Below are 21,429 nucleotides of genomic sequence, written 5' to 3' on the forward strand. Positions count from 1 at the left end.
CTCCATCCTGCCCGATCCCCACCCGGCCTTGGCCTTCGGCCAAGCCCACCCTCGCCTTTGCAAGGGAAGGGAGAATAGCGCCTCAGCATCCGGAGCTGGGCGCCCGTTGGCTATCGTCGTTCTCGCTGCCGCCGCCGTCTGCCTCCTCGCCTCCCACGCGCTCGCGCAAGGCGCGGGGCCGTTCGGCGTCGGACGCCCCGATGCGCCGGGCGTCGGCGCGCCGACCGGCGTGTTCGCCTGGGTCGCGGCCAAGCAGTCGGCCTTCTACCTCGAACTCTCCAGCGCGATCCGGGCGGTGCGGGAGGATCGGGGCGCGCTCGTCCTGCTCGCTGGCCTCTCCTTCGCCTATGGCGTGTTCCACGCCGCGGGCCCCGGCCACGGCAAGGCGGTGATCTCCTCCTATCTGGTCGCGACTGGCGACGGTTTTCGCCGCGGCGTGGCGCTCTCCGCGGCCGCGGCGCTCGCGCAGGCCGTCACCGCGATCGCGCTGGTCGGCCTGTTCGCCGTCGTCCTCAAAATGACCAGCATGGCGATGGCGGGCGCGACCTGGTGGCTGGAGGCCGCGAGCTACGCCGCGGTCGTCGCGGTCGGGCTCGCGCTGGCGTGGCGGAAGGGTCTCGGGTTTTCGCGCGTCCTGCGCGGCCTTCCTGCCCATGTCCACGGGCCAGATTGCGCGCATGGCCACGGCGTCGACCCGCGGATCGCGGAAGGCCGCGTCGACTGGCGGCAGGCCGGCGCCGCGGTGCTGGCGATCGGCCTTCGCCCCTGCACCGGCGCCTTGGTGACGCTGGTGTTCGCGCTGAGCCAGGGGATCTTCTGGGCCGGGATCGCCGCGACCTTCGCGATGGCGGTCGGGACCGCGGTCACGGTGGCGGCGATCGCGGCGCTTGCGGTCGGCGCCAAGGCGACCGCGCTCCGCCTCGCAGCCGCCCGTCCCGGCGCAGGCGCCGCGATCGTGGCGGGGCTCGAGATGCTGGCCGCGCTTGCGGTCCTCGCGCTAGGCGCGCTGCTGCTCGGCGGGCTGTTCGCCTCCGGGACGGCCGGCGGCGGCTGAGCGCGGCGGAGACCTGTCGATCTCCTCCGCGAAGAACCGCCGTCCCGAGGCCGGGACGTCGAGCGTGCGCCCGTCCTTGCGGCGGACGAGATGACCCTTGGCGAGCAGCGCCTCCAGCAGCGCCGCGCCGAGCGCGCCGGCCAGATGGTCGCGCCGCTCGCTCCAGTCGAGGCAGCAGCGCGCAAAGGCCCGCGACGAGGCGCGCGCCCGCGCTACGTCGACCCCGAGGGCGCGGAACCACCGCTCGCCGTGAAGCGTCGGCTCGAAGCCGTCCGGTCCGCGCCGAAGGACGTCGCGCCGCACCAGCGCCTCCGCGAGTTCGACCGACAGCGTCCCGGCGAAATGGTCGTAGCAGCTGCGGGCATGGCGGAAGGCCGCCTCCTCGGCGCCGACCGCGCGGCGCGGGGGCCGTGCGAAGGCCGCGAGCGCCATGAGGCGCTCGAGGATCTCGGCGACCTCCGCAGAGGCGAGCCGCACATAGCGATGCCGCCCCTGCGACGCGACCGAGACGAGCCCCGCCGCCGTCATCTTGGCGATGTGCCCGCTCGCCGTCGCGGGCGCGACGCCGGCGAGGCTCGCGAGCTCCTTGGCCGTGCGGGCGCGCCCGTCCAACAGCACGCCGAGCATCGCGGCGCGCGTGGGGTCGCCGATCAGCGCGGCGGCTTCCGAGATCAGCGGGTCCGGGATTGTCCTGCTCATGGCGAGGATGCTAGCGCGCCGTCTTCGCACGCACGAGCGCCGACGCTTCGGCCGCGGCCGAAGCGTCCCGCCTTGCCTTATCCAGCCGGGGCGCCGAATCTGGAGCTGGTGACAATGAAAGGGAGCCGCCCATGATCGCCGTCATCTTCGAGGTCGAGCCGGCCGAAGGGCGCGCGGCCGACTATTTTTCCCTCGCCATGCAGCTCAAGGCCGACGTCGAGCAGGCCGACGGCTTCATCTCGGTCGAGCGCTTCGAGAGCGTGACGCGGCCCGGCAAATTCGTGTCGCTGTCCTTCTGGCGCGACGAGGAGGCGCTGCTGAACTGGCGGCGGCACGGCCGCCACCAGACCATGCAGAAGGCTGGCCGCGCTGGGATCTTCGCCGATTATCGGCTGAGGGTCGCGGGCGTGGTGAGGGATTACGGTATGACCGAGCGCGCCGAGGCCCCGGAGGACGCGGTGGCGCTGCACGGGTGAGCGCCGCTCCGCGAAGGTCCCGGTCCTCGAAGATATCGTGGGCGGCAGGCCGACGGCCGATCGCGCGCCGCCTAATGGGTTGTGTTTAATCCATTGACGTCCATCGCGGATCTGCGGGCGCTCCCTATATGTGTGGCGCAACATAAGGAGTTTGAGTTTGGAACGGATCGAGCAGGAAGGCCGCGAGGCGTTTTCGTCCGGCGTCGAGATGCGCCGCTGTCCCTACAGGGACGCCGTCCGCCGCGACGCCTGGCTGAAGGGCTGGGTCGCGGCCCGGCAGGCGTCCCGTACGCCGGACTGAGATGCCGACGGGACCCAAGCAGGGGGCGGGACCGGAATGAACGCCCCCTTTCCACAGGGCGCCGTGCGGCTGCCGGTCGAACATCCGCCCGTAAAATCCGGGCGGATCGGCGTGCTGCTGGTCAATCTCGGCACCCCGGACGGCGTCGATTACTGGTCGATGCGGCGCTATCTGAAGGAGTTCCTGTCCGACCGCCGCGTGATCGAGACGCCGCGGCTGATCTGGTGGCCGCTGCTCAACCTCGTGATCCTGTCGACGCGGCCGGGGCGCAAGGGCAAGGACTACGCCTCGATCTGGAACCGCGAGCGCGACGAGAGCCCGCTTAGGACCATCACGCGCAGCCAATCGGAGAAGCTCGCCGCCTGCCTCGCCGACAAGGCGCCGGCGCTCGTGGTCGACTGGGCGATGCGCTACGGCAACCCATCGATCGCCTCGCGGATCGAGGCGCTGCAGATGGAAGGATGCGACCGCATCCTGCTGGTCCCGCTCTACCCGCAATACGCCGCCGCGACCTCCGCCACGGTCTGCGACAAGGCTTTCGACGCGCTGAAAAAGATGCGCTGGCAGCCTGTGCTCCGCGTGGCCCCGCCCTGGGCCGACGACCCGGTCTATATCGAGGCCGTCACGGGCTCGCTCAGGACCGAGCTCGCGAAGCTGGACTTCGAGCCGGAGGTCATCCTCGCCTCCTTCCACGGCGTGCCGCAGAGCTATCTCGACAAGGGCGATCCCTATCACTGCCAGTGCCAGAAGACCGCGCGGCTGATGCGTGAGGCTCTCGGGCTCGACGAGAACCGTTTCCGCATCACCTTCCAGTCGCGCTTCGGGCCGGCAGAATGGCTCCAGCCTTACACCGACAAGACCGTGGAGGCGCTGGCGAAGCAAGGCGTGAAGCGGCTCGCGGTCTGCATGCCGGGATTTGCGGCCGACTGCCTCGAGACGCTCGAGGAGATCGCGGGCGAGAACGCCGAGATCTTCCTGCACAATGGCGGCGAGAGGTTCGCCGCCATCCCCTGCCTCAACGATTCCGCGGACGGCATGCGAGTCATCGAGCACGTCGTGCGGCGCGAGCTCATGGGGTGGGTCTAGCAGCCTTCCGTCTCAGCTGCGTCGAGGTCGGCCCTCAGAGCGCTCGTGAACGCGGTCCCGCGAATGTCGTCAGCCGGAGGCGCGGCAGCCGGACTGCGCGACGGCGCGAGCGTCAGGGCGCGGGCGAGATCCATCTGCGACGCGCTCGGGGCGCCGCCGCCGGCGCGCCCCCGGAAGAAGACCGGACGGGCGAGCCCGGGAACATCCGGGGCGAAGCCGAACCGGCGGCCGAGGATCAGGCCGCAGACCTCGGTGCCGTGCGTGTCGGGCTCGAACGGCGCCTCGGGAAGCATGAGTTTCGACAGATAAACGCGCGCCCTCGAACTCCGCAGCGCCAAGATCAGGCGGTCCGTCGACGATCCCGATCAGCGGCGCGCGCTCCGCGCCGCCGAGCCGCGCCAGAAGCTCCCTGATTTTCGTCGAGCGGCGCGTCAGGGACTGTGGGTCTTCCGTCGGGTCCGCATGAGAGGTCGCTCGCCGCCCGTCGCGGCGGTCCAGCGCTCAACGTCCTGCCGATGTTCGTCAAAGTTGTTAGGCGTAATTTTAAGCACTCTAAAGTTGTATATGCAAGTGGCTTGCGTCATGGCCTTGGCGAAGTCGTGCGATACTCGCCTGGTCGTTTGCTCAACTTCAGATAGAGACGACCGCAGCTGGAGATCGAAGGAATCCGGCGCAGCGCCTTGCCTTCGTGGCGGCTCTGGCGCCTCATGCGCGTCGCCGCCAACGGGGAGCGCCGCGATGGACGAATTCGGCCTGTCGGGCTTCGACATCACCGCGATCGTGATTGCGGCCCTGTTCGTGTTCCTGATCTTCGCCGGGGTGAAGACCGTCCCGCAGGGCTACAACTATACCGTCGAGCGCTTCCAGAAATACACCCGAACGCTGTATCCCGGCCTGACCCTGATCGTGCCGTTCATCGACCAGATCGGGCGCAAGATGAACGTGATGGAGCAGGTGCTCGAGATTCCGCGGCAGGACGTGATCTCGCGCGACAACGCGATCGTGCAGGTCGACGGGGTGGCGTTCTTCCAGGTGGTGGACGCCGCGCAGGCGTCCTACGAGGTGACGAATCTCGAACGCGCCATCCTCGCCCTCACCATGACAAACATCCGCTCGGTGCTGGGCTCGATGGACCTCGACCACATGCTGAGCCAGCGCGACGAGATCAATTCGCGGCTGCTGCATGTCGTCGACGCCGCCGCCGGCCCGTGGGGCGTCAAGGTCACGCGCATCGAGATCAAGGACATCACGCCGCCCTCCGACATCGTCACGGCGATGGGCCGGCAGATGAAGGCGGAGCGCGAGAAGCGCGCCGCGGTGCTGGTCGCCGAGGGCGCCAAGCAGGCGCAGATCCTTGAGGCGGAAGGGCGCAAGGAGGCGGCCTTCCGCGACGCCGAGGCGCGCGAACGATCCGCCCAGGCCGAGGCGACCGCGACCACGATGGTGAGCGAGGCCGTCGCGCGCGGCGACATGGCGGCTCTCAACTACTTCATCGCCCAGAAATACGTCGAGGCGCTCAAGGCCATGGCGACCTCGCCGAACCAGAAGACCATGGTGCTGCCCTACGAGGCGACCGCGCTGCTCGGGGCGCTCGGCGGCGTCGCCGAGATCGCGCGGGATTCGTTCGGCGGGGCTTCGGCGGCGACAGCGGCTGCCCGCGCCACGGCCCCCGCCGCCCGGCCGGCCGCGCCTCGCTCGAGCGTGCCGCCGAGCGGGGTGGTGACGACCGGGGCGCCGCCCACGCCGCCTGGCGGGGCCGCCTGAGCCATGCTGCTCAGCCTCGTGGCCGCGCTCGGGGCGTGGCGGTGGATCGTGTTCGGCCTGGTGCTGCTCGCAATCGAGCTCGTGGCGCCGGGCACCGTGCTGCTGTGGCTCGGGATGGCGGCGATCGTGGTCGGGATCGCGGCCTTCCTGTTCGACCCCGGCTGGCAGGTCGAGCTCGTGGCCTTCGCGGTTCTGGGCCTTGCGGCCGCCGTCGGCTGGTGGATGTTCGGGCGACCCGACAACGCCGCGACCAGCGACCGGCCGATGCTGAACCGTCGCGCCGAGCGGCATGTCGGCAAGGTCTTCACGCTCGACGCCCCGATCGTGAACGGCGACGGCCGCATCCGGATCGACGACACGACGTGGCGGGTCTCCGGCCCGGACCTCCCGGCCGGGACCCGGATCAGGGTTACGGCCGCGGAGGGACCGACCCTGGTGGTGGTGGAGGAGGCTGAGCGCGCCGACCGCTAGGCGAGGTCGAACCTGACGCCCTGGGCGAGCGGCAGTCCGCGGCCGTAATTCACCGTGCTGGTGACGCGCCGCATATAGGCCTTCCAGCAGTCGGACCCGGATTCGCGGCCGCCGCCGGTCTCCTTCTCGCCGCCGAACGCGCCGCCGATTTCGGCGCCCGACGGTCCGATATTGACGTTGGCGATGCCGCAGTCCGAGCCGCGCTCAGAGAGGAACGTCTCGGCCTCGCGCAAATCGTTGGTGAAGATCGAGGACGACAGTCCCTGGGCGACGGCGTTGTTCAGCTCGATCGCCTCGTCGAGATCGGCGACGCGCATGACGTAGAGGATCGGCGCGAACGTCTCGTCCAGCATCGGCCCCGTCTGCGTGTTCATTTCCACAAGGGCGGGGCGCGCGTAGAAGCCGCCTGGCGCCCTCGCGACCTCGACGGGCTCGCCGCCATGGACGATCGCGCCCATCGAGCGCAGCTTCGCGAGCGTCGCCTGCATTCCGTCAAAGGCGCGCGCGTCGATCAGCGGGCCGACCAGCACGCCCTCGGCGCGTGGGTCGCCGATCGAGACGCTCGAATAGGCGGCCTTCAGGCGCCGCAGCAGCGGCTCGTAGACGTCGTCATGGACGAACAGGCGGCGGAGCGTGGTGCAACGCTGCCCGGCCGTGCCCATCGCCGAGAAGGCGAGGGCCCGCAGCGTCAGGTCGAGATCGGCGGTTGGGCGCACGATCGCGGCGTTGTTGCCGCCGAGCTCGAGCAGCGCCCGGGCGAAGCGGGCGGCGAGCCGCGGGCCGACCTTGCGGCCCATGGCGGTCGAGCCGGTCGCCGAGACCAGCGCGACCCGCGCGTCGTCGACCAGCGCCTCGCCGACCGCCGCGCCGCCGATCAGGAGCTGCGACAGGCCCTCCGGCGCGTCGGGGAAGCGAGCGGCGGCGCGCTCGAACAGCGACTGGACGGCGAGCGCCGTGAGCGGGGTCTTCTCCGAGGGCTTCCAGACCACGGCGTTGCCGCAGACCAGCGCGAGCGCAGCGTTCCAGGCCCAGACCGCCACAGGGAAGTTGAAGGCCGAGACGACGCCGACCACGCCGAGCGGCCGCCACAGTTCGGACATCCGGTGCTCGGGACGCTCGCTCGCGATGGTCAGGCCGTAGAGCTGGCGCGAGAGACCGACGGCGAAGTCGCAGACGTCGATCATCTCCTGGACCTCGCCGAGTCCCTCGGAGAGGATCTTGCCGCATTCGAGCGTGATGAGGCAGCCGAGGTCTGCCTTCGCGGCGCGGAGCTCCTCGCCGAACAGCCGCACCAGTTCGCCGCGCCTCGGCGCCGGGACGCAGCGCCACTTGAGAAAAGCGGCCTCGGCGGCCGCGACGGCGCGCGCGACGCCTTCCGCATCCGCTTCGGCGACGCGGCCGATCTCCGCGCCGTCGATCGGCGAGCGGACGACGAGATCGCCGGCTGAAACGCGTGGGGCTGGAACGCCGAGGGGGGCGAGCAGCGTTCGGGTCTCGTCGGCGGGGGAAAGCGGCATGAGACTTGTCTTTACGGACGGCGTCGTCCTCGCGGACGGCGCAAATTCAGGCTCGTCGTCCTCCGGCTTGAGCGGAGGACCCATCGTCGGCGTCGAGCTCTACGTTGAACATGGGTGGTCCGGTCAAGCCGGATCACGACGCCTTATGCTGAAGATGGACCAGCGACGTCACAGAGAGCGATCGCCGAGGGGACGGGGTGGCCGTGAATCGCCAAGATCTCTTTGCAGATCTCGCCGCAGAGGTCCCGCCGCGCTCCGTGCTGCGCGCGGCCGTCACCGCGGCGACCTATCGACCGGAGCCCGATTGCCTCCCGCCGCTGATCGAGGCCGCGACGCTCGCGCCGGCGCAGGCCGCCTCCGCCAGAGCGTTGGCGACCCGCCTCGTCGAGACGCTGCGCGCCAAGGGACCCGGGGCGGGCGTCGGCGGACTGATCCAGGAATACGATCTGTCGAGCCAGGAGGGCGTCGCGCTGATGTGCCTCGCCGAGGCGCTGCTGCGCATCCCCGACCACGAGACGCGCGACGCGCTGATCCGCGACAAGATCGCGGGCGGCGACTGGCGCTCGCATCTCGGCCACAGCCCCTCGCTGTTCGTCAACGCTGCGACATGGGGCCTGATGATCACTGGCCGGCTGACCTCGGCCGGCCGTGAGACGGAGCTCACCTCCGCCCTCGGCCGGCTCATCCGGCGCGGCGGCGAGCCGCTGATCCACGCCGGCGTCAACTTCGCGATGCGGCTCTTGGGCGACCAGTTCGTCGCCGGCCGCACCATCGAGAAGGCGATCGCGCATGGCGGCAGGCTGGAGCGCGGGGGCTTCCGCCACTCCTACGACATGCTGGGCGAGGCGGCCGTGACGGCGGAGGACGCCGCGCGCTATCTCGCGTCCTACCAGCGCGCCGTGGAGGCGATCGGGGCTGAGGCCAGGGGCGCGACGGTGGTCGAGCGCGCCGGCGTCTCGATCAAGCTGTCGGCGCTGCATCCGCGCTACGAGCGGGCGAAGCGCGCGCGTGTCATGGCCGAGCTCTATCCGCGGCTGCTCGGCCTCGCGACGCTCGCGCGCCGGCACGGCATAGGGCTCAACATCGACGCCGAGGAGCAGACCCGTCTCGAGGTCTCGCTCGACCTGCTCGAGGCGCTGTGCGCCGCGCCCGAGATGGCGGGCTGGGACGGCGTCGGCTTCGTGGTCCAGGCCTATGGCAAGCGCGCGCCTTTCGTGATCGACCTCGTCGCCGACCTCGCCCGAAGGACCGGGCGGCGCATCATGGTTCGGCTCGTCAAGGGCGCCTATTGGGACAGCGAGATCGGCCGCGCGCAGACGCTGGGGCTGCCCGATTTTCCGGTCTTCACGCGAAAAATCCACACCGACGTCAGCTATCTCGCCTGCGCGCGGAAGATGCTCGACGCCCGCGACGCGATCTATCCCCAGTTCGCGACCCACAACGCCACAACGCTTTCGGCGATCCACGAGATGGCGGGCCCCGACGTTCCGGCCGAGACCTACGAATTCCAGTGTCTGCACGGCATGGGCCGGCCGCTCTACGAGGAGATCATCGGCGCGGACGGCCTCGGCCGCCCGTGTCGCATCTATTCGCCCGTCGGCCCGCACGAGACGCTGCTCGCCTATCTGGTGCGCCGGCTGCTCGAGAACGGCGCGAACTCCTCCTTCGTCAACCGGGTGGCGGATGAGGAGGTCAGCCTGGAGGCGCTTGTCGCCGACCCTGTCGAGGCTGCGCTGAGGCTGTCGCCGCCGGGCTGGCCGCATGACGCGATCCGCGCTCCGCGGGACCTGTTCGGAGCTGCGCGGCAGAACTCGACGGGGCTCGACCTCGCCGATGAAGCCGCGCTGGCCGGGATTGCGTCGGACTTGCGCGAAACGGCGTCGGGACGTTGGTTCGCCACGCCGATGCTCGGCGAAGGCGTCGGCCGGGGAGGAGCCCCGCGCGACATCGTCAATCCCGCTCGGCGGGCCGAGACCGTGGGCAGGGTTTCGGAGGCGACGCCCGAGGAGATCGAGGCGGCGTTCCGTTTTGCCGCGGCCGGCGCCGGGACTTGGGGGGCGAGGCCGCCGGCCGACCGCGCCTCGACGCTGCGGCGCGCCGCCGATCTGATCGAGTCCGCCGCCGCGGAGCTGTATGGCCTGCTCGTGCGGGAGGCGGGCAAGACGTTCGGGGCGGCGGTCGCTGAGGTCCGCGAGGCGGTCGACTTCCTGCGCTACTATGCGGCCGAAGCCGGCGGCTGGCAGGTCGAAAGCCACGAGCCGCTCGGAACCGTCGTGTGCATCAGCCCCTGGAACTTCCCGCTCGCGATCTTCACGGGCCAGGTCGCCGCCGCGCTCGCCGCGGGGAATTCCGTGCTGGCCAAGCCCGCGGGGGAGACGCCGCTGATCGCTTCGCGGGTCATATGGCTGCTGCGCGAAGCGGGGGTCCTGCCGACGGCGCTCCAGCTTCTGCCGGGCGACGGCGCGGTCGGCGCGGCGCTGGTCGCCGACGCCCGCGCCGACGGCGTGCTGTTCACCGGGTCGACCGAGGCGGCGCGCTCGATCCAGCGGGCGCTCGCCCGCCGGCTCGGCCGCGACGGCGCCCCCGTGCCGCTGGTCGCCGAGACGGGCGGCCTCAACGCCATGATCGTGGATTCGTCGGCGCTGCCCGAGCAGTCGGTCGCCGACATCCTCGCCTCAGCCTTCGACTCGGCCGGGCAGCGCTGCTCGGCGCTGCGGCTGCTGTGCGTACAGGAGGACGTCGCGGACCACGTGCTCGCCATGCTGAAGGGCGCTGCGGCGGAGCTCGAAATCGGCGATCCGTCGCGTCTGTCGACCGATGTCGGGCCCGTGATCTCCGAGCAGGCGGGGAAATCGATCGCGACCTATGTCGAGGACATGCGCAACGGCGGCGCGCCGACATGGTCGGGCGCGCTCGGCGCGGGCTGCGCCTCCGGGACCTTCGTCGCGCCGACCATCATCGAGATCGCCCGCGTCGCCGATCTGAAGCGCGAGGTGTTCGGCCCCGTGCTCCACGTCCTGCGCTACCGGCGCGACTCGCTGGACGACCTCGTGGGCGAGATCGAGGCGCTGGGCTACGGACTGACCTTCGGCCTGCACACCCGCATCGACGAGACCGTCGAGCGCCTCGCCGTGCGGGCGCCCGCGGGCAACCTCTACGTCAACCGCAACATGATCGGGGCCGTGGTCGGGGTGCAGCCGTTCGGCGGGCATGGCCTGTCCGGTACGGGACCGAAGGCCGGGGGCCCGCTCTATCTTCGTCGGCTGGTCTCGCGCCGACCGGCGCCGCAAGGGCTGGCCGGCGGCGCGCCGGAAGCGGCGGAAGCCTTCGCCCGCTGGCTCGTCGCGACGGGACGGCCGGCGCTCGGCGAGCGCTGCCGGGCGCTCGCCGCCCGCTCGCCGCTCGGCGCACGCGTGAAGCTTCCCGGGCCCGTCGGCGAGAGCAATACGTACGAACTGCGTCCCCGCGGAGCCGTGCTCTGCCGCGCCCGAAGCGAGGAGGCGCTGTTTCTCCAGATCGGCGCGGCGCTCGCGACCGGCAATCGGGTCTTGGTCGATACGTCGCCCCGACTCGAGGCGGAGCTCGCGCGGCTCGCCGCGGACCTCGCCGCCCATGTCCGGATCGCACGCCTTCGGTCGGACGGCGGCGCCTGGGCCGCGGCGCTGGTCGAGGACGAGCGGCGGACGATCCGCGCGACGCTGGCGGAGGCGGCCGCCCGCAAAGGTCCGATCGCATCCGTCCACGTCGCCCCGCGCGGCGGCGACGAGGCGATCCCGATCGAGTTCCTGCTCCGCGAAGTCGCGATCAGCGTCAATGTCGCGGCGGCCGGCGGCAACGCCAGCCTGATGGCGCTGGACGGCTGAGGACTGGTCAGACCTTGCGGGCGATCGCGTCGAGCGCCGCCTTCGCGTCCGAGAGGTCGGGCGCACGGATGCGCCGCCACAGCGCCTGCAGGAATCCGAAGGCGCCGAAGGCCGCAAGACCGGCGGCGACCAATGCGAGCAGCGCCCAGCCGAAGGGCTGGTCCTCGAGCGCCTGGAGCGCGCCGCCCAGGCCCTTCGCCTCCGACGAATCGCCGTGGATCGCCGCGGCGATCAGGAAGCCGCCGATCACGATGAACACCACGCCGCGCGCCGCGTATCCGACCCGCCCGACGATCAGCGCGAGGCTGCGCCGCTCGGCGGGCACGGAGAGCCGCTTCAGCATGTCGCCGCGCCAGCTCTTCCACAGGTGGAACAGGCCGGCGCCGACGACGCCCGCGCCGACCGCCGCGGTCAGCCATCGCCCGAAGGGCTGCGACAGCAGAAAGGCGGTCCAGTCCTGCGCCGCGTCGTCGTCGCCTCCGCCGCCCGCCGAGACGCCGAGCGCGATCGTCAGCGCGGTCAGGGCGAGAGCCCCGTTCACGATCCCGCTCAGGGCGTGGACGGCGCGCGTGCCGAGTCCCTTCGCAGTATCGCCGTGACCATCCGGGTCGACGATCGCGCTGTAGATCCGCCAGGCGGCGAAGAAGACCAGGCCGAGGCCGATCGCGCCGATGATCGCCGCGCCGAAGGGCTGGGACAGCAGCGAGCGGAGGGCGGATTCGTTGCCGCCGACGTCACCCCCCGCCCCGATGGCGGCGGTGAGCGCAAGGCCGCCGACCAGGAGATAGACGGCGCCGCGGGCCGCCAGTCCTGCGCGCGCGAAATGCTCGATCCTGACGTCGCGTGGCGCGCTCATCCATCGATCATCGGGCGGCCGACGCGCGCTTCAAGCGGCGGACCCACGACACGGTGGACAAACCGGCGACGCCGTTGCGCGGACTCGGCGGGGCGCCCATACTTTGCGTGTCGTCAACCAACCGAAAGGAGGTGATCCAGTGTCTCATTGTCACGATCTGCGCTCAGAGAGGGCAGCGACCTGGATCCCGGCCTGGTGCGGGGATCGCGTCTGAGAAATCGGATGCGGGTCGTCGGTTCTCGAAGACCGCGATCTTGAGAATGGGAGGGGTCGTCGCGTCGCGGCGGCCCCTCCGTCCGTAAGGATCGTGGCGCGGCGTCGAGCGGCGGGCTAGAAACGGGCAAAGAGGCGGTTCAGCCGCCCGAGCCCGAGGACGCGCCGCCCATGTCCACGCCATACGCCGACATCTACGCCGCGTCGTTGGCGGACCCGGAGGCCTTCTGGCTCAAGGCCGCGGAGGCGATCGACTGGATCGAACGCCCGCTGCGCGCCTTCGACCCGTCGAAGGGCGTCTATGGGCGCTGGTTCCCGGACGGCGTGCTCAACGCCTGCCACAATGCGCTCGACCGCCATGTGGAGGACGGCCGCGGCGAGCAGGCGGCGCTGATCTATGACAGCCCCGTCACCGGCGTGAAGCGGACCTACACCTTCGCGGAGCTCACCGAGCAGGTGTCGCGCTTCGCTGCGGTGCTGCAGGATTTCGGCGTTCAGAAGGGCGACCGCGTCATCGTCTACATGCCGATGGTCCCCGAGGCGATCATCGGCGTCTACGCCTGCGCGCGGCTCGGCGCGATCCATTCGGTGGTGTTCGGCGGCTTCGCGGCGGCGGAACTCGCCAAGCGCATCGACGACGCCCGGCCGAAGCTCATCCTGACCGCAAGCTGCGGAATCGAGCCGACCCGCAAGGTCGCGTACAAGCCGCTGCTCGACCAGGCGATCGCCATGTCGGCGCATGCGCCCGACACGGTCATCCTGCTCCAGCGTCCCGAACTTTCGGCAGAGATGATGCGGGGCCGCGACCATGACTGGGAGGCGCTGCGCGACGCCGCGAACGGCCGCACGAGCCAGTGCGAGCCGATGGCCGCGACCGACCCGCTCTACATCCTCTATACCTCCGGCACGACCGGAACGCCGAAGGGCGTGGTGCGCGACACCGGCGGCTACCTGGTCGCGCTCGCCTGGTCGATGTCGGGGCTCTACGACGTGAAGCCCGGCGAGGTGTTCTGGTGCGCGTCCGACATCGGCTGGGTGGTCGGGCACTCCTACATCATCTATGGCCCACTCATCCACGGCGCGAGCATCGTGCTGTACGAGGGCAAGCCCATCGGCACGCCCGACGCCGGCGCCTTCTGGCGGGTGATATCCGAGCACAAGGCGGTCGCCCTGTTCACCGCCCCGACCGCCTTCCGCGCCATCCGCAAGGAGGATCCGAAGGGCGAGAAGCTGGCGGGCTACGACCTCTCCGGCTTCCGTACTTTGTTTCTGGCCGGAGAACGCGCCGACCCGGCGACCATCGAATGGGCTGAGGAGAAGCTGGGCGTCCCGGTCATCGACCATTGCTGGCAGACCGAGACCGGCTGGGCGATCGTCGGCAATCCGGTCGGGATCGAGCTCCTGCCCGTCAAGCACGGCTCGCCGACCGTGCCGATGCCGGGCTACGACCTCAAGATCCTCGAGGACGACGGCCGCGAGGCGCCGGCGGGCAAGCTCGGCAACATCGTGCTGAAGCTGCCCTTGCCGCCCGGCTGCCTGCCGACTCTCTGGAACGACGAGGCGCGCTTCCGCAAGGGCTATCTCGAGGCTTTCCCGGGCTACTACCAGACCTCGGACGCCGGCTTCGTGGACGAGGACGGCTATGTGTTCTTCATGGCCCGCACCGACGACATCATCAACGTCGCGGGGCACAGGCTCTCGACCGGCGGCATGGAGGAGGCGATCGCCTCCCACCCCGACGTCGCCGAATGCGCCGTCGTCGGCGTCGCCGACGCCGTCAAAGGCCAGGCGCCGGTCGGATTCGTGGTGCTGAAGGCGGGGGTCGACCGGCCGGCGGACGAGGTCGAGCGCGAAATCGTGGACGTGGTGCGGAACAGGGTCGGGCCGGTAGCCGCCTTCAAGACGGCGCTCACCGTCCAGCGCCTGCCCAAGACCCGCTCCGGCAAGATCCTGCGCGGCACGATCCAGAAGATCGCCGACGGCGAGGACTGGACGATGCCCGCTACGATCGAGGATCCGACGGCGCTCGACGAGATCGGCGAGGCGCTGAAGGAGCGGAGAGGGTGAGCTCCGCCCTCATGTCCCGGCCTTGAGCCGGGACCCATTCAACGCCGCCGAGCCCGAAAGAACCTCGTCCGCCAACATCGATCCAAAGAGCGCCGCGCTCAATGGGGCCCGGCTCACGGCCGGGACATAGGCGAGGCGCAGTCGGCCGATCACCGCCGCTGGTCGTCGTCCTCGTCCGCGTCCTCGTCGTCGCGCTTCAGCTGCTTGAGCTTGGCGAACACGCTCTGGACGTCGAGCTCGGCTCCGCCCTGTTCGGCGGTCGTGACCTCGGCCGGCAGCAGCGTCTCCTCCTCGGGCTCCTCGCGGCGGATGACGGCGTCGGGATTGGCCTTTGCGGCCTTCGCCACCTCGAAATCGAGGTCGATCTGCGAGCAGAGGCCGAGCGTCACCGGGTCCTGGGGCGTGAGGTTCTGGGAGTTCCAGTGCGTGCGGTCGCGGATCGCGGCGATCGTGGTCTTGGTCGTGCCGACCAGCCGCATGACCTGCGCGTCCTTGAGCTCTGGATGGTTGCGGACGAGCCAGAGGATCGCGTTCGGCCTGTCCTGGCGGCGCGACACGGGGGTGTAGCGCGGGCCCTTGCGGGGTTTCACGGGCGGCAGCCGCACCTTGGAGACCGCGAGTTGGAGCCGGTAGTCCGGGTTCTTCTGGCCCTTCTCGATCTCCTCGCGGGTGATCTGGCCGGAGGTGATCGGATCGAGGCCGCGGATGCCCTGCGCCGCCTCGCCGTCGGCGACCGCCTTCACCTCAAGCTCGTGCAGCTTGCAGAAATCGGCGATCTGCTGGAACGACAGCGAGGTGTTCTCGACGAGCCAGACCGCGGTCGCCTTCGGCATCAGCGGCGCGTTCGACATGGTGCGAAACTCCTTATGCTCCGGCCGTCGCGGCGGCGACGGAGCCCTGGTCGAATGATCGATGACGGGATGCTGGCCGGTATAGGCCCTTCTCGGCCAGGGCGCAACGGAGCCGGGACCGTGTTCCGAAGCGGGACCATTCCTTTGGCGGCTTGCGCGATCCTGTCCTGTTCCGGCACGGTCGCCGTCCTCGAAAGCCGGAGCCGGGAGGGCAGCGATGGCCTTATTCGATGACGAGCCGGGCGCGGCGCCGGTCCGCAAGCTCGCTCACGAGGTCGGACAGGACCTGTCGCGGCTGTCGGTCGAGGAGCTCAGGGAGCGTGCGGCGCTTCTCCGCGAGGAGATCGAGCGTCTCGAGCGGGAGGCCGAGAAGAAGTCCGTCCAGCGCGACGCCGCGGACCTGCTGTTCAAGCGCTAAGGCGAAGCTGGCGGCAGGCGGCCCAGACGGAGCCTGCTCCCGGCGCCGCCTTGGGTCCTGCGCCGCGATCTGGATCTCGCCAACGCTCCGCCGTCGCTTCGTGAACTCCGTCGCGAGCTCTCAAAGGCGGACAAATACTTGGCGTACGGCCCCGCACGGTGCGGATTAACGCTGCGTTAACCTTTTCCCATTATGACTCCGATCATCCAGTTTGCCTGGATTCGAGTGGTTCCTGTCCACTCTGTTTGACGCCTCCCTGTCATCGACTTTCCGGCCGCCGTTCTCGGCGGCCTTTTTTTGTTCATTCAGCGGTAACCATCAGCCCACGCGTTCTGGGGACAACCCCCGGATTGGTCCGGCGTTTGCGGATGAGGCCGCGTTGATGCCATGCTCGCCCGTCGCTATGTCGGACAGCTGTCGCGGTCGGTCGGAGAGACGCCATATGACCATTGAGGACGGACGATCGGACGCGTCGCTCGTAACGGTGTCGTTCGGCGCGCGGCTCGTCGAATCGGCCGGCTTCACCGCGCTGTTCCGCGAGGGCATGGCGCTGGTCGAACAGACCGCGGCCTATCTCGACGGCGAGGGGCGCACCGAGTCGCGCAAGCTCGGCCGACCGGAGTCGATCGCCTACGCGACCGAGAGCATGCGGCTCACCACGCGGCTGATGCAGATCGCGTCCTGGCTCCTGGTCCAGCGCGCCGTCAACGAAGGCGAGATGTCGGCCGAGCAGGCCCGCGAGGAGAAGCGCAAGGTCAAGCTCACCTCGATCGCCTCGACGCTGTCGGCCGAGACGTTCTCGCGCCTGCCGGAGCGGCTGCGCGACCTCGTCGACCGGACCGCGCGGCTGCAGGAGAGGGTTCAGGTCCTCGACCTACAGCTCGACGGCCGCTCGGCGCCGGAGGATATGGCCGGCAACCCGCTCGAGGGTCAGATGGAGCTGCTGCGCCAAGCCTTCGGCCGGCGCTGAAGTCCAAAGCGCTCAACGACTATTGACGCAGGAATCGTCCGCGGCCCGGATCTTCTCACGCATGATCGACTGGATCTCGGCCGCCGGCTTGCCCGCGAGCCTGTCGAGGTCCGCGGCCGTGACGCGGTCAGCCAGCGCCTCGGCGTAGCATCCGCAGAACCGCTCGATCGTTCCCTCGGGCGCCGGCCGGTCCCGCGTCGCCGCTCTTTGCGTCGCGAGGCACCCTTCGACGGCGGAGCGCGCGAAGTCGGCCCGGCTCTGTCCCGCGAGTGGGGCGCCGGGCGTCGACGCGTTGAACCGCCAGATCGCGACGGCGAGCGCCGCCAGCGCCACGGTCGCGATGCCGACAAGCACATGTCTGCTCACGTCGCCGGCCCTTCAAACGCAAAACCCCGGCCGATTAGGGCCGGGGCTTGCAGGCGTGCGCAAGGCGCAGACGTCACTTCTTGGTGGCGACGCCGAAATTCGCGAACTTCTTGTTGAAGCGCGACAGACGCCCGCCGCGGTCGGTCAGCTGCTGCGCGCCGCCGGTCCAGGCCGGATGGGTCTTCGGGTCGATGTCGAGCTGGAGGGTGTCGCCCTCCTTGCCCCAGGTCGAACGGGTCTCGTACTCGGTACCGTCGGTCATGACGACCTTGATCGTGTGGTAGTTGGGATGGATGTCGGCCTTCATGGCGCTCTCTCGTCGGCTTTTCGCGCAGGCGGCGGCCGCGCGTCGAGTCTGAAGGAATGGCGTGAGGGGCCGAGCCTATACCTCAAAGCGGACGGACCGACAACCGCCGCCGGCCACGCGCCGAAGGCGGCCGCGCCGATGGGCCGCGAAAGGCGGGGTTGTGCCAGGGCGCCTGGCCGCCCCATAACCCCGCGATGTTTGGAACGATCCGAGAAGACCGCCGAGATGGCCCGTCGACCCCGCGCTGCTGAGCCGGCCGCGGAGGCCGCGCCGAGCTCGCGGTCGCTCCGCCCGCTGAAGGCGCTCGCGCCCTTCGCGCTCGCTCACAAGGGCCGCGTCGTCGGGGCCTTCGTGGCGCTGGTCGCCGCCGCGGGCGCGACGCTCGCCATCCCGGTCGCCGTGCGCCGCCTGATCGATTTCGGCTTCTCGAGCGACCATCCTGGCATGGTCGACCAGTATTTCTTCGCCATGCTGGCGGTCGTCTCCATTCTCGCAGTCGCGAGCGCGGCCCGCTACTGGTTCGTCACCACGCTGGGCGAGCGGGTCGTCGCCGACCTTCGCAGCGCCGTCTTCAGCCACCTGACGAAGCTGACGCCGGCGTTCTACGACCGGCAGCGCTCCGGCGAGATCGTCTCGCGGCTGACCGCGGACACGACGCAGATCAAGTCGGCGTTCGGCGCGACAGCCAGCCAGGCCCTGCGCAACCTGTTCCTGTTCCTCGGCGCTGCCGCCATGATGGTGGTGACGAGTCCCTGGCTGTCCGCGCTGGTTCTGGTCGCGATTCCTGTCATCGTGCTGCCGCTCGCGGCCTTCGGACGCTCGGTGCGCCGCCGTTCGCGCTCCGCGCAGGACACGCTCGCGAACGCCTCGGCGATCGCCGGCGAGGCGATCGGCGCGATGCGCGGCGTGCAGGCGTTCAACGCCGAGCGCCGGGTCGTGGACCGCTTCTCGCTCGCGGTCGAGAACGCCTATTACGCGGCGCAGAGCGCCATCACGGCCCGCGCGTTCCTGACCGGCGTCGCGATCTTCCTGATCTTCGCGAGCGTGCTCGGCGTGCTCTGGTACGGCGCCACGGCGGTGCTCGCCGGAACGATGACGCCGGGCGCGCTCGGTCAGTTCGTGCTCTACGCCGTGTTCGCGGCCGGCGCGATCGGCGAGCTCTCCAATGTCTGGGGCGAGGTTAGCCAGGCGGCGGGCTCGGCCGAACGGCTGGGCGAATTGCTGCGGACCGAACCCGCGGTGAAGGACCCGGCGGCGCCTCGCGCGCTGCCGTCGCCCGCCCGAGGCGCGCTCGCCTTCGAAGCCGTGCGCTTCACCTATCCGGGCGACGACGCGGCGCCCGCCCTTCGCGGCGTGACGCTCGCCGTCGAGCCGGGCGAGACGGTCGCGATCGTCGGACCGTCGGGCGCGGGCAAGAGCACCCTGTTCCATCTCGCGCTGCGCTTCTACGACCCGGACGAGGGCCGGGTGACGATCGACGGCGTGGATCTTCGCGAAGCGTCTCTCGAGTCGCTGCGCGAGCGTGTGGCGCTGGTGCCGCAGGACCCGGTCCTGTTCGCCGCGAGCCTGCGCGAGAACATCCGGCTCGGGCGCGCCGCCGCTTCGGACGCCGAGGTGGAGGAGGCCGCGCGGCTCGCCGGCGCCGACCGCTTCGCGCTGGCCTTGCCCGCCGGCTTCGAGACCGAACTCGGCGAACGCGGCGTGACGCTGTCTGGCGGGCAGCGCCAGCGCGTCGCGCTCGCCCGGGCGCTCCTCAAGGACGCGCCCGTCTTGCTGCTCGACGAAGCGACCTCGGCGCTCGACGCCGAGAGCGAGACCTTCGTGCAAGAGGCGCTCGCCGCGACCCGGCACGCCCGCGCCACGCTCGTGATCGCGCATCGCCTCGCGACCGTGCTCGCCGCCGACCGCATCGTCGTGCTGGACGAGGGCCGGATCGTCGAGCAAGGCAGCCACGCCGAGCTCGTCGCCCGCCGCGGCCTCTACGCGCGGCTCGCCGAGCTGCAGTTCGGCGCCGCCGAGCCCGCGCGGCGCATCGAGGCGGTCGCGGGGTAGGAGCGTGGCCGCCGGCGTCACGATCGAGGTCGCGGAGGCCCCGAGCCAGGACGACAGGGCTGCGATCCTGCGCGGGCTGGTGGCCTTCAACGATGCGGCCTACGGGCCATCGAACATCGAGCCGCTTGCCGTGCTGCTGCGCGACGAGGCTGGCGATGTCGTCGGCGGGCTCTGGGGCCGCACCACCTATGGCTGGCTCTATGTCGAGCTGCTGTTCGTGCCGGAGACGCTACGCGGGCAAGGCGTCGGAGGACTGGTGATCGCGGAGGCGGAAAAAGTCGCTCACGGGCGTGCCTGCGTGAATGCCTGGGTGGACTGTTTCGGCGAAGCGAACCGGAGGTTCTACGAGGGGCGCGGTTTTGCGGTCTTTGGCTCGATCCCCGATCAGCCGCCGGGCAGCGAAAGATTTTTCCTCAAGAAGGCGCTGCGGCTCAACGCTCCGTCAGCTTGAGCTCGATCCGCCGGTTTTTCCGGTAGGCGTCCTCGTTCTGCGCGGCGTCGATCGGCTGGAACTCGCCGAAGCCGGCGGCGAGCAGCCGCTCGGGCGGCACGCCCTTCGAGACCAGATACTGCACCACCGCGATCGCGCGGGCGGCGGAGAGCGACCAGTTTGACGGGAAGGCGCCGCGCGTCGGGCGCACGTCGGTGTGGCCGTCGACGCGCATCACCCAGGCGATGTCCGGCGGAATGTCGCGGGTGAGCTCGAGCATGGCGGCTGCGAGCTTATCGAGTTCAGGCTTTGCGGCGTCGTTGAGCTCGGCCTGGCCGGTGTCGAAGAGCAGCTCCGACTGGAACACGAAGCGGTCGCCCACGACCGTGACGCCCGGACGGTCGGCGAGGATCTGGCGCAGCCGCCCGAAGAAGTCCGAGCGGTAGCGCGACAGCTCCTGGACCCGCTGGGCGAGCGCGACGTTCAGCCTTGAGCCGAGATCGGCGATCTTGGTCTGGCTCTCGCGGTCGCGCGCCTCGGAGGCGTTGAGCGCGTCCTCGAGCGCGGCGATCTGGCGGCGGAGCGCCGAGATCTGCTGGTTGAGCAGTTCGACCTGGCTCAGCGCGCGGCCGGTCAGCTCGCGCTCGCGGTCGAGCTGGCCGGCGAGGTCGGAGGCGCGAGCGCCCTCGGCCCGCGCCTTGTCGCCGCCGCTCGCGGCGTCGGCCTTAAGCCTGTCGCGCTCGGCCTGCAGGGCGGAGAGGTTCGCCTGCATGCTGGAGAGGTCTTCCTTGGCGGCGCGCGAGCCGGAGCGCTCCAGCGCCAGAAGCTCGGTGAGCTCGGCGATTTGGGCGTTGAGGCGCTGCAGCGCCGTATCCTTGCCCGTGACCTCTCGGCCCAGAATGAACTGGGCGATCATGAAGACCGTCAGCAGGAAGATGATGACGAGCAGCAGCGTCGACAGGGCGTCGACGAAGCCCGGCCAGTAATCGACGGCGCGGTAGCGCCTGCGCGCGCTCAGGGCCATGACGGCCTCACCGCGCCCGCTCGCGCTCGTCGAGCAGGCGCTCCAGCAGCTCCTTGATGTCCTGCTGCTGGTTCGACTGGCTCTCGACCCAGTCGCGGATCATCTGCTGCTCGGAGCGCATGTGCTTGACAAGGCCCTGGATGCCCTCGGCGAGATGCGCTGTCGCCTGGCTCGCGGTCTTGCCGGAGTTCTCGGAGACCGCCCTGTTGAGCCGCTCGATCGCGGCGGCGAGCTCGGGCGAGCCGGACCCATTCGCCACGGTCGCGGCCTCGTCATGCGCATCCGCGTCGGCGGCCGAGACCGCGGCCGCGAGCCAGTCCTCGAGCTCGTTGTGGAAGCGGTTCTGGGCCTGGCCCGCCTGCAGGTCGAGAAAGCCGAGGATCAGCGAGCCGGACAGGCCGAACAGCGAGGCGGAAAACGAGGTGCCCATGCCTGCCAGCGGGCCGGCGAGGCCGGATTTCAGCTCCTCGAACAGCACGCCAGTGTCCTGCGTGCCGCCGCCGCCCAGCGAGGTGATGACGTTCGAGATCGAGCCGACCGTCTCCAGAAGGCCCCAAAAGGTGCCGAGCAGGCCGAGAAAGACCAGCAGCCCTGTCAGGTAGCGGCCGATCTCGCGGGCCTCGTCGAGGCGGGGGGCGGGCGGG

General features: G+C 70.5%; 20 protein-coding genes and 1 pseudogene. 12 read left to right on the plus strand and 9 right to left on the minus strand.

The genetic code is table 11. From position 1 onward, the window contains the following. Positions 1 to 106: 106 nt before the first annotated feature. Positions 107 to 1,054, plus strand: coding sequence for a nickel/cobalt transporter (locus EK403_RS09615; protein WP_164919563.1), 948 nt, complete (start codon positions 107 to 109; stop codon positions 1,052 to 1,054). Here EK403_RS09615 and EK403_RS09620 read toward each other — a convergent pair. Beyond that, entirely contained in the window at positions 998 to 1,753 is a 756-nt protein-coding gene (locus EK403_RS09620; protein WP_128777280.1) for an ArsR/SmtB family transcription factor, read from the minus strand. The two genes, EK403_RS09615 and EK403_RS09620, sit on opposite strands and share 57 nt — an antisense overlap. A gap of 131 nt (positions 1,754 to 1,884) precedes the next feature. Here EK403_RS09620 and EK403_RS09625 point away from each other — a divergent pair, with 131 nt between their 5' ends. The 3 genes from EK403_RS09625 to hemH all read left to right on the plus strand — a co-directional run bounded on the left by EK403_RS09625 (position 1,885) and on the right by hemH (position 3,616). After that, positions 1,885 to 2,229, plus strand: coding sequence for an antibiotic biosynthesis monooxygenase family protein (locus tag EK403_RS09625; protein ID WP_128777281.1), 345 nt, complete (start codon positions 1,885 to 1,887; stop codon positions 2,227 to 2,229). Between the two features lie 157 nt (positions 2,230 to 2,386). Further along, complete coding sequence (locus EK403_RS22330; RefSeq protein WP_164919564.1) at positions 2,387 to 2,530, plus strand: ribosome modulation factor; 144 nt, start codon at positions 2,387 to 2,389, stop codon at positions 2,528 to 2,530. 36 nt (positions 2,531 to 2,566) lie between these two features. Then, positions 2,567 to 3,616, plus strand: coding sequence for a ferrochelatase (gene hemH, locus EK403_RS09630; RefSeq protein WP_128777282.1), 1,050 nt, complete (start codon positions 2,567 to 2,569; stop codon positions 3,614 to 3,616). On the opposite strand, the gene EK403_RS09635 is transcribed toward hemH, so the two are convergent. Continuing rightward, positions 3,613 to 3,954 (minus strand): hypothetical protein, encoded by a 342-nt coding sequence (locus EK403_RS09635; RefSeq protein ID WP_128777283.1) that lies wholly within the window; start codon positions 3,952 to 3,954, stop codon positions 3,613 to 3,615. The genes hemH and EK403_RS09635 overlap by 4 nt on opposite strands. A 400-nt stretch (positions 3,955 to 4,354) precedes the next feature. Between EK403_RS09635 and EK403_RS09640 the strand changes: the two genes are divergently transcribed. Both EK403_RS09640 and EK403_RS09645 read left to right on the plus strand, forming a co-directional pair. Continuing rightward, positions 4,355 to 5,380, plus strand: coding sequence for an SPFH domain-containing protein (locus EK403_RS09640; protein ID WP_128777284.1), 1,026 nt, complete (start codon positions 4,355 to 4,357; stop codon positions 5,378 to 5,380). A 3-nt stretch (positions 5,381 to 5,383) separates the two neighbouring features. Further along, positions 5,384 to 5,851, plus strand: a complete 468-nt coding sequence (locus EK403_RS09645; RefSeq protein WP_128777285.1) for an NfeD family protein — start codon at positions 5,384 to 5,386, stop codon at positions 5,849 to 5,851. On the opposite strand, the gene amaB is transcribed toward EK403_RS09645, so the two are convergent. Continuing rightward, positions 5,848 to 7,368 (minus strand): L-piperidine-6-carboxylate dehydrogenase, encoded by a 1,521-nt coding sequence (gene amaB, locus EK403_RS09650; protein ID WP_128777286.1) that lies wholly within the window; start codon positions 7,366 to 7,368, stop codon positions 5,848 to 5,850. The genes EK403_RS09645 and amaB overlap by 4 nt on opposite strands. Before the next feature lie 203 nt (positions 7,369 to 7,571). Here amaB and putA point away from each other — a divergent pair, with 203 nt between their 5' ends. Further along, positions 7,572 to 11,231 (plus strand): bifunctional proline dehydrogenase/L-glutamate gamma-semialdehyde dehydrogenase PutA, encoded by a 3,660-nt coding sequence (gene putA / locus EK403_RS09655; protein ID WP_245479614.1) that lies wholly within the window; start codon positions 7,572 to 7,574, stop codon positions 11,229 to 11,231. 7 nt (positions 11,232 to 11,238) lie between these two features. Here the strand turns inward: putA and EK403_RS09660 are convergent, their stop codons facing one another. Then, complete coding sequence (locus EK403_RS09660) at positions 11,239 to 12,087, minus strand: DUF1206 domain-containing protein (protein ID WP_128777288.1); 849 nt, start codon at positions 12,085 to 12,087, stop codon at positions 11,239 to 11,241. A 384-nt stretch (positions 12,088 to 12,471) separates the two neighbouring features. On the opposite strand from EK403_RS09660, the gene EK403_RS09665 reads away from it, so the two are divergent. Further along, positions 12,472 to 14,367, plus strand: a complete 1,896-nt coding sequence (locus EK403_RS09665; RefSeq protein WP_128777289.1) for a propionyl-CoA synthetase — start codon at positions 12,472 to 12,474, stop codon at positions 14,365 to 14,367. Positions 14,368 to 14,516: 149 nt separating this feature from the next. Here EK403_RS09665 and EK403_RS09670 read toward each other — a convergent pair whose 3' ends face one another. After that, positions 14,517 to 15,218: a DUF1013 domain-containing protein gene (locus tag EK403_RS09670; RefSeq protein WP_128777290.1), complete on the minus strand. Its 702-nt coding sequence runs from the start codon at positions 15,216 to 15,218 to the stop codon at positions 14,517 to 14,519. 217 nt (positions 15,219 to 15,435) lie between these two features. Between EK403_RS09670 and EK403_RS09675 the strand changes: the two genes are divergently transcribed. Continuing rightward, positions 15,436 to 15,636 (plus strand): DUF1192 family protein, encoded by a 201-nt coding sequence (locus EK403_RS09675; RefSeq protein ID WP_128777291.1) that lies wholly within the window; start codon positions 15,436 to 15,438, stop codon positions 15,634 to 15,636. Between the two features lie 442 nt (positions 15,637 to 16,078). Continuing rightward, complete coding sequence (gene rcdA / locus EK403_RS09680) at positions 16,079 to 16,606, plus strand: protease adaptor protein RcdA (protein ID WP_128777292.1); 528 nt, start codon at positions 16,079 to 16,081, stop codon at positions 16,604 to 16,606. Between the two features lie 12 nt (positions 16,607 to 16,618). On the opposite strand, the gene EK403_RS09685 is transcribed toward rcdA, so the two are convergent. Together EK403_RS09685 and rpmE are read right to left on the minus strand one after the other, a co-directional pair. Next, a complete protein-coding gene (locus EK403_RS09685; RefSeq protein ID WP_128777293.1) occupies positions 16,619 to 16,972 on the minus strand; it encodes a hypothetical protein in 354 nt (117 codons plus the stop codon). 73 nt (positions 16,973 to 17,045) lie between these two features. Continuing rightward, positions 17,046 to 17,279 (minus strand): 50S ribosomal protein L31, encoded by a 234-nt coding sequence (gene rpmE / locus EK403_RS09690; protein ID WP_128777294.1) that lies wholly within the window; start codon positions 17,277 to 17,279, stop codon positions 17,046 to 17,048. 225 nt (positions 17,280 to 17,504) lie between these two features. Between rpmE and EK403_RS09695 the strand changes: the two genes are divergently transcribed. Together EK403_RS09695 and EK403_RS09700 are read left to right on the plus strand one after the other, a co-directional pair. Continuing rightward, the gene (locus EK403_RS09695; RefSeq protein WP_128777295.1) at positions 17,505 to 19,331 is read left to right on the plus strand and encodes an ABC transporter transmembrane domain-containing protein; all 1,827 of its coding nucleotides are present in this window, start codon (positions 17,505 to 17,507) and stop codon (positions 19,329 to 19,331) included. 4 nt (positions 19,332 to 19,335) lie between these two features. Further along, positions 19,336 to 19,782: a GNAT family N-acetyltransferase gene (locus EK403_RS09700; protein ID WP_128777296.1), complete on the plus strand. Its 447-nt coding sequence runs from the start codon at positions 19,336 to 19,338 to the stop codon at positions 19,780 to 19,782. Here EK403_RS09700 and EK403_RS09705 read toward each other — a convergent pair. Then, positions 19,763 to 20,785 carry a peptidoglycan -binding protein gene (locus EK403_RS09705; RefSeq protein ID WP_128777297.1) on the minus strand — a complete coding sequence of 341 codons (1,023 nt, stop codon included), beginning with the start codon at positions 20,783 to 20,785 and terminating at the stop codon, positions 19,763 to 19,765. The two genes, EK403_RS09700 and EK403_RS09705, sit on opposite strands and share 20 nt — an antisense overlap. A gap of 7 nt (positions 20,786 to 20,792) precedes the next feature. Further along, positions 20,793 to 21,429: pseudogene (locus EK403_RS23095) on the minus strand (flagellar motor protein MotA); the annotation flags it as partial.

The sequence above is a fragment of the Hansschlegelia zhihuaiae genome, from assembly GCF_004103825.1.
Lineage (GTDB): Bacteria > Pseudomonadota > Alphaproteobacteria > Rhizobiales > Methylopilaceae > Methylopila > Methylopila zhihuaiae.

Bases quoted from the DNA above. Each gene is read 5' to 3' on its own strand.
- EK403_RS09620 (WP_128777280.1), bottom strand. From the start codon at position 1,753: ATGAGCAGGACAATCCCGGACCCGCTGATCTCGGAAGCCGCCGCGCTG.
- EK403_RS09625 (WP_128777281.1), top strand. From the start codon at position 1,885: ATGATCGCCGTCATCTTCGAGGTCGAGCCGGCCGAAGGGCGCGCGGCC.
- hemH (WP_128777282.1), top strand. From the start codon at position 2,567: ATGAACGCCCCCTTTCCACAGGGCGCCGTGCGGCTGCCGGTCGAACAT.
- EK403_RS09640 (WP_128777284.1), top strand. From the start codon at position 4,355: ATGGACGAATTCGGCCTGTCGGGCTTCGACATCACCGCGATCGTGATT.
- EK403_RS09645 (WP_128777285.1), top strand. From the start codon at position 5,384: ATGCTGCTCAGCCTCGTGGCCGCGCTCGGGGCGTGGCGGTGGATCGTG.
- amaB (WP_128777286.1), bottom strand. From the start codon at position 7,368: ATGCCGCTTTCCCCCGCCGACGAGACCCGAACGCTGCTCGCCCCCCTC.
- EK403_RS09660 (WP_128777288.1), bottom strand. From the start codon at position 12,087: ATGAGCGCGCCACGCGACGTCAGGATCGAGCATTTCGCGCGCGCAGGA.
- EK403_RS09665 (WP_128777289.1), top strand. From the start codon at position 12,472: ATGTCCACGCCATACGCCGACATCTACGCCGCGTCGTTGGCGGACCCG.
- EK403_RS09670 (WP_128777290.1), bottom strand. From the start codon at position 15,218: ATGTCGAACGCGCCGCTGATGCCGAAGGCGACCGCGGTCTGGCTCGTC.
- EK403_RS09675 (WP_128777291.1), top strand. From the start codon at position 15,436: ATGGCCTTATTCGATGACGAGCCGGGCGCGGCGCCGGTCCGCAAGCTC.
- rcdA (WP_128777292.1), top strand. From the start codon at position 16,079: ATGACCATTGAGGACGGACGATCGGACGCGTCGCTCGTAACGGTGTCG.
- rpmE (WP_128777294.1), bottom strand. From the start codon at position 17,279: ATGAAGGCCGACATCCATCCCAACTACCACACGATCAAGGTCGTCATG.
- EK403_RS09695 (WP_128777295.1), top strand. From the start codon at position 17,505: ATGGCCCGTCGACCCCGCGCTGCTGAGCCGGCCGCGGAGGCCGCGCCG.
- EK403_RS09705 (WP_128777297.1), bottom strand. From the start codon at position 20,785: ATGGCCCTGAGCGCGCGCAGGCGCTACCGCGCCGTCGATTACTGGCCG.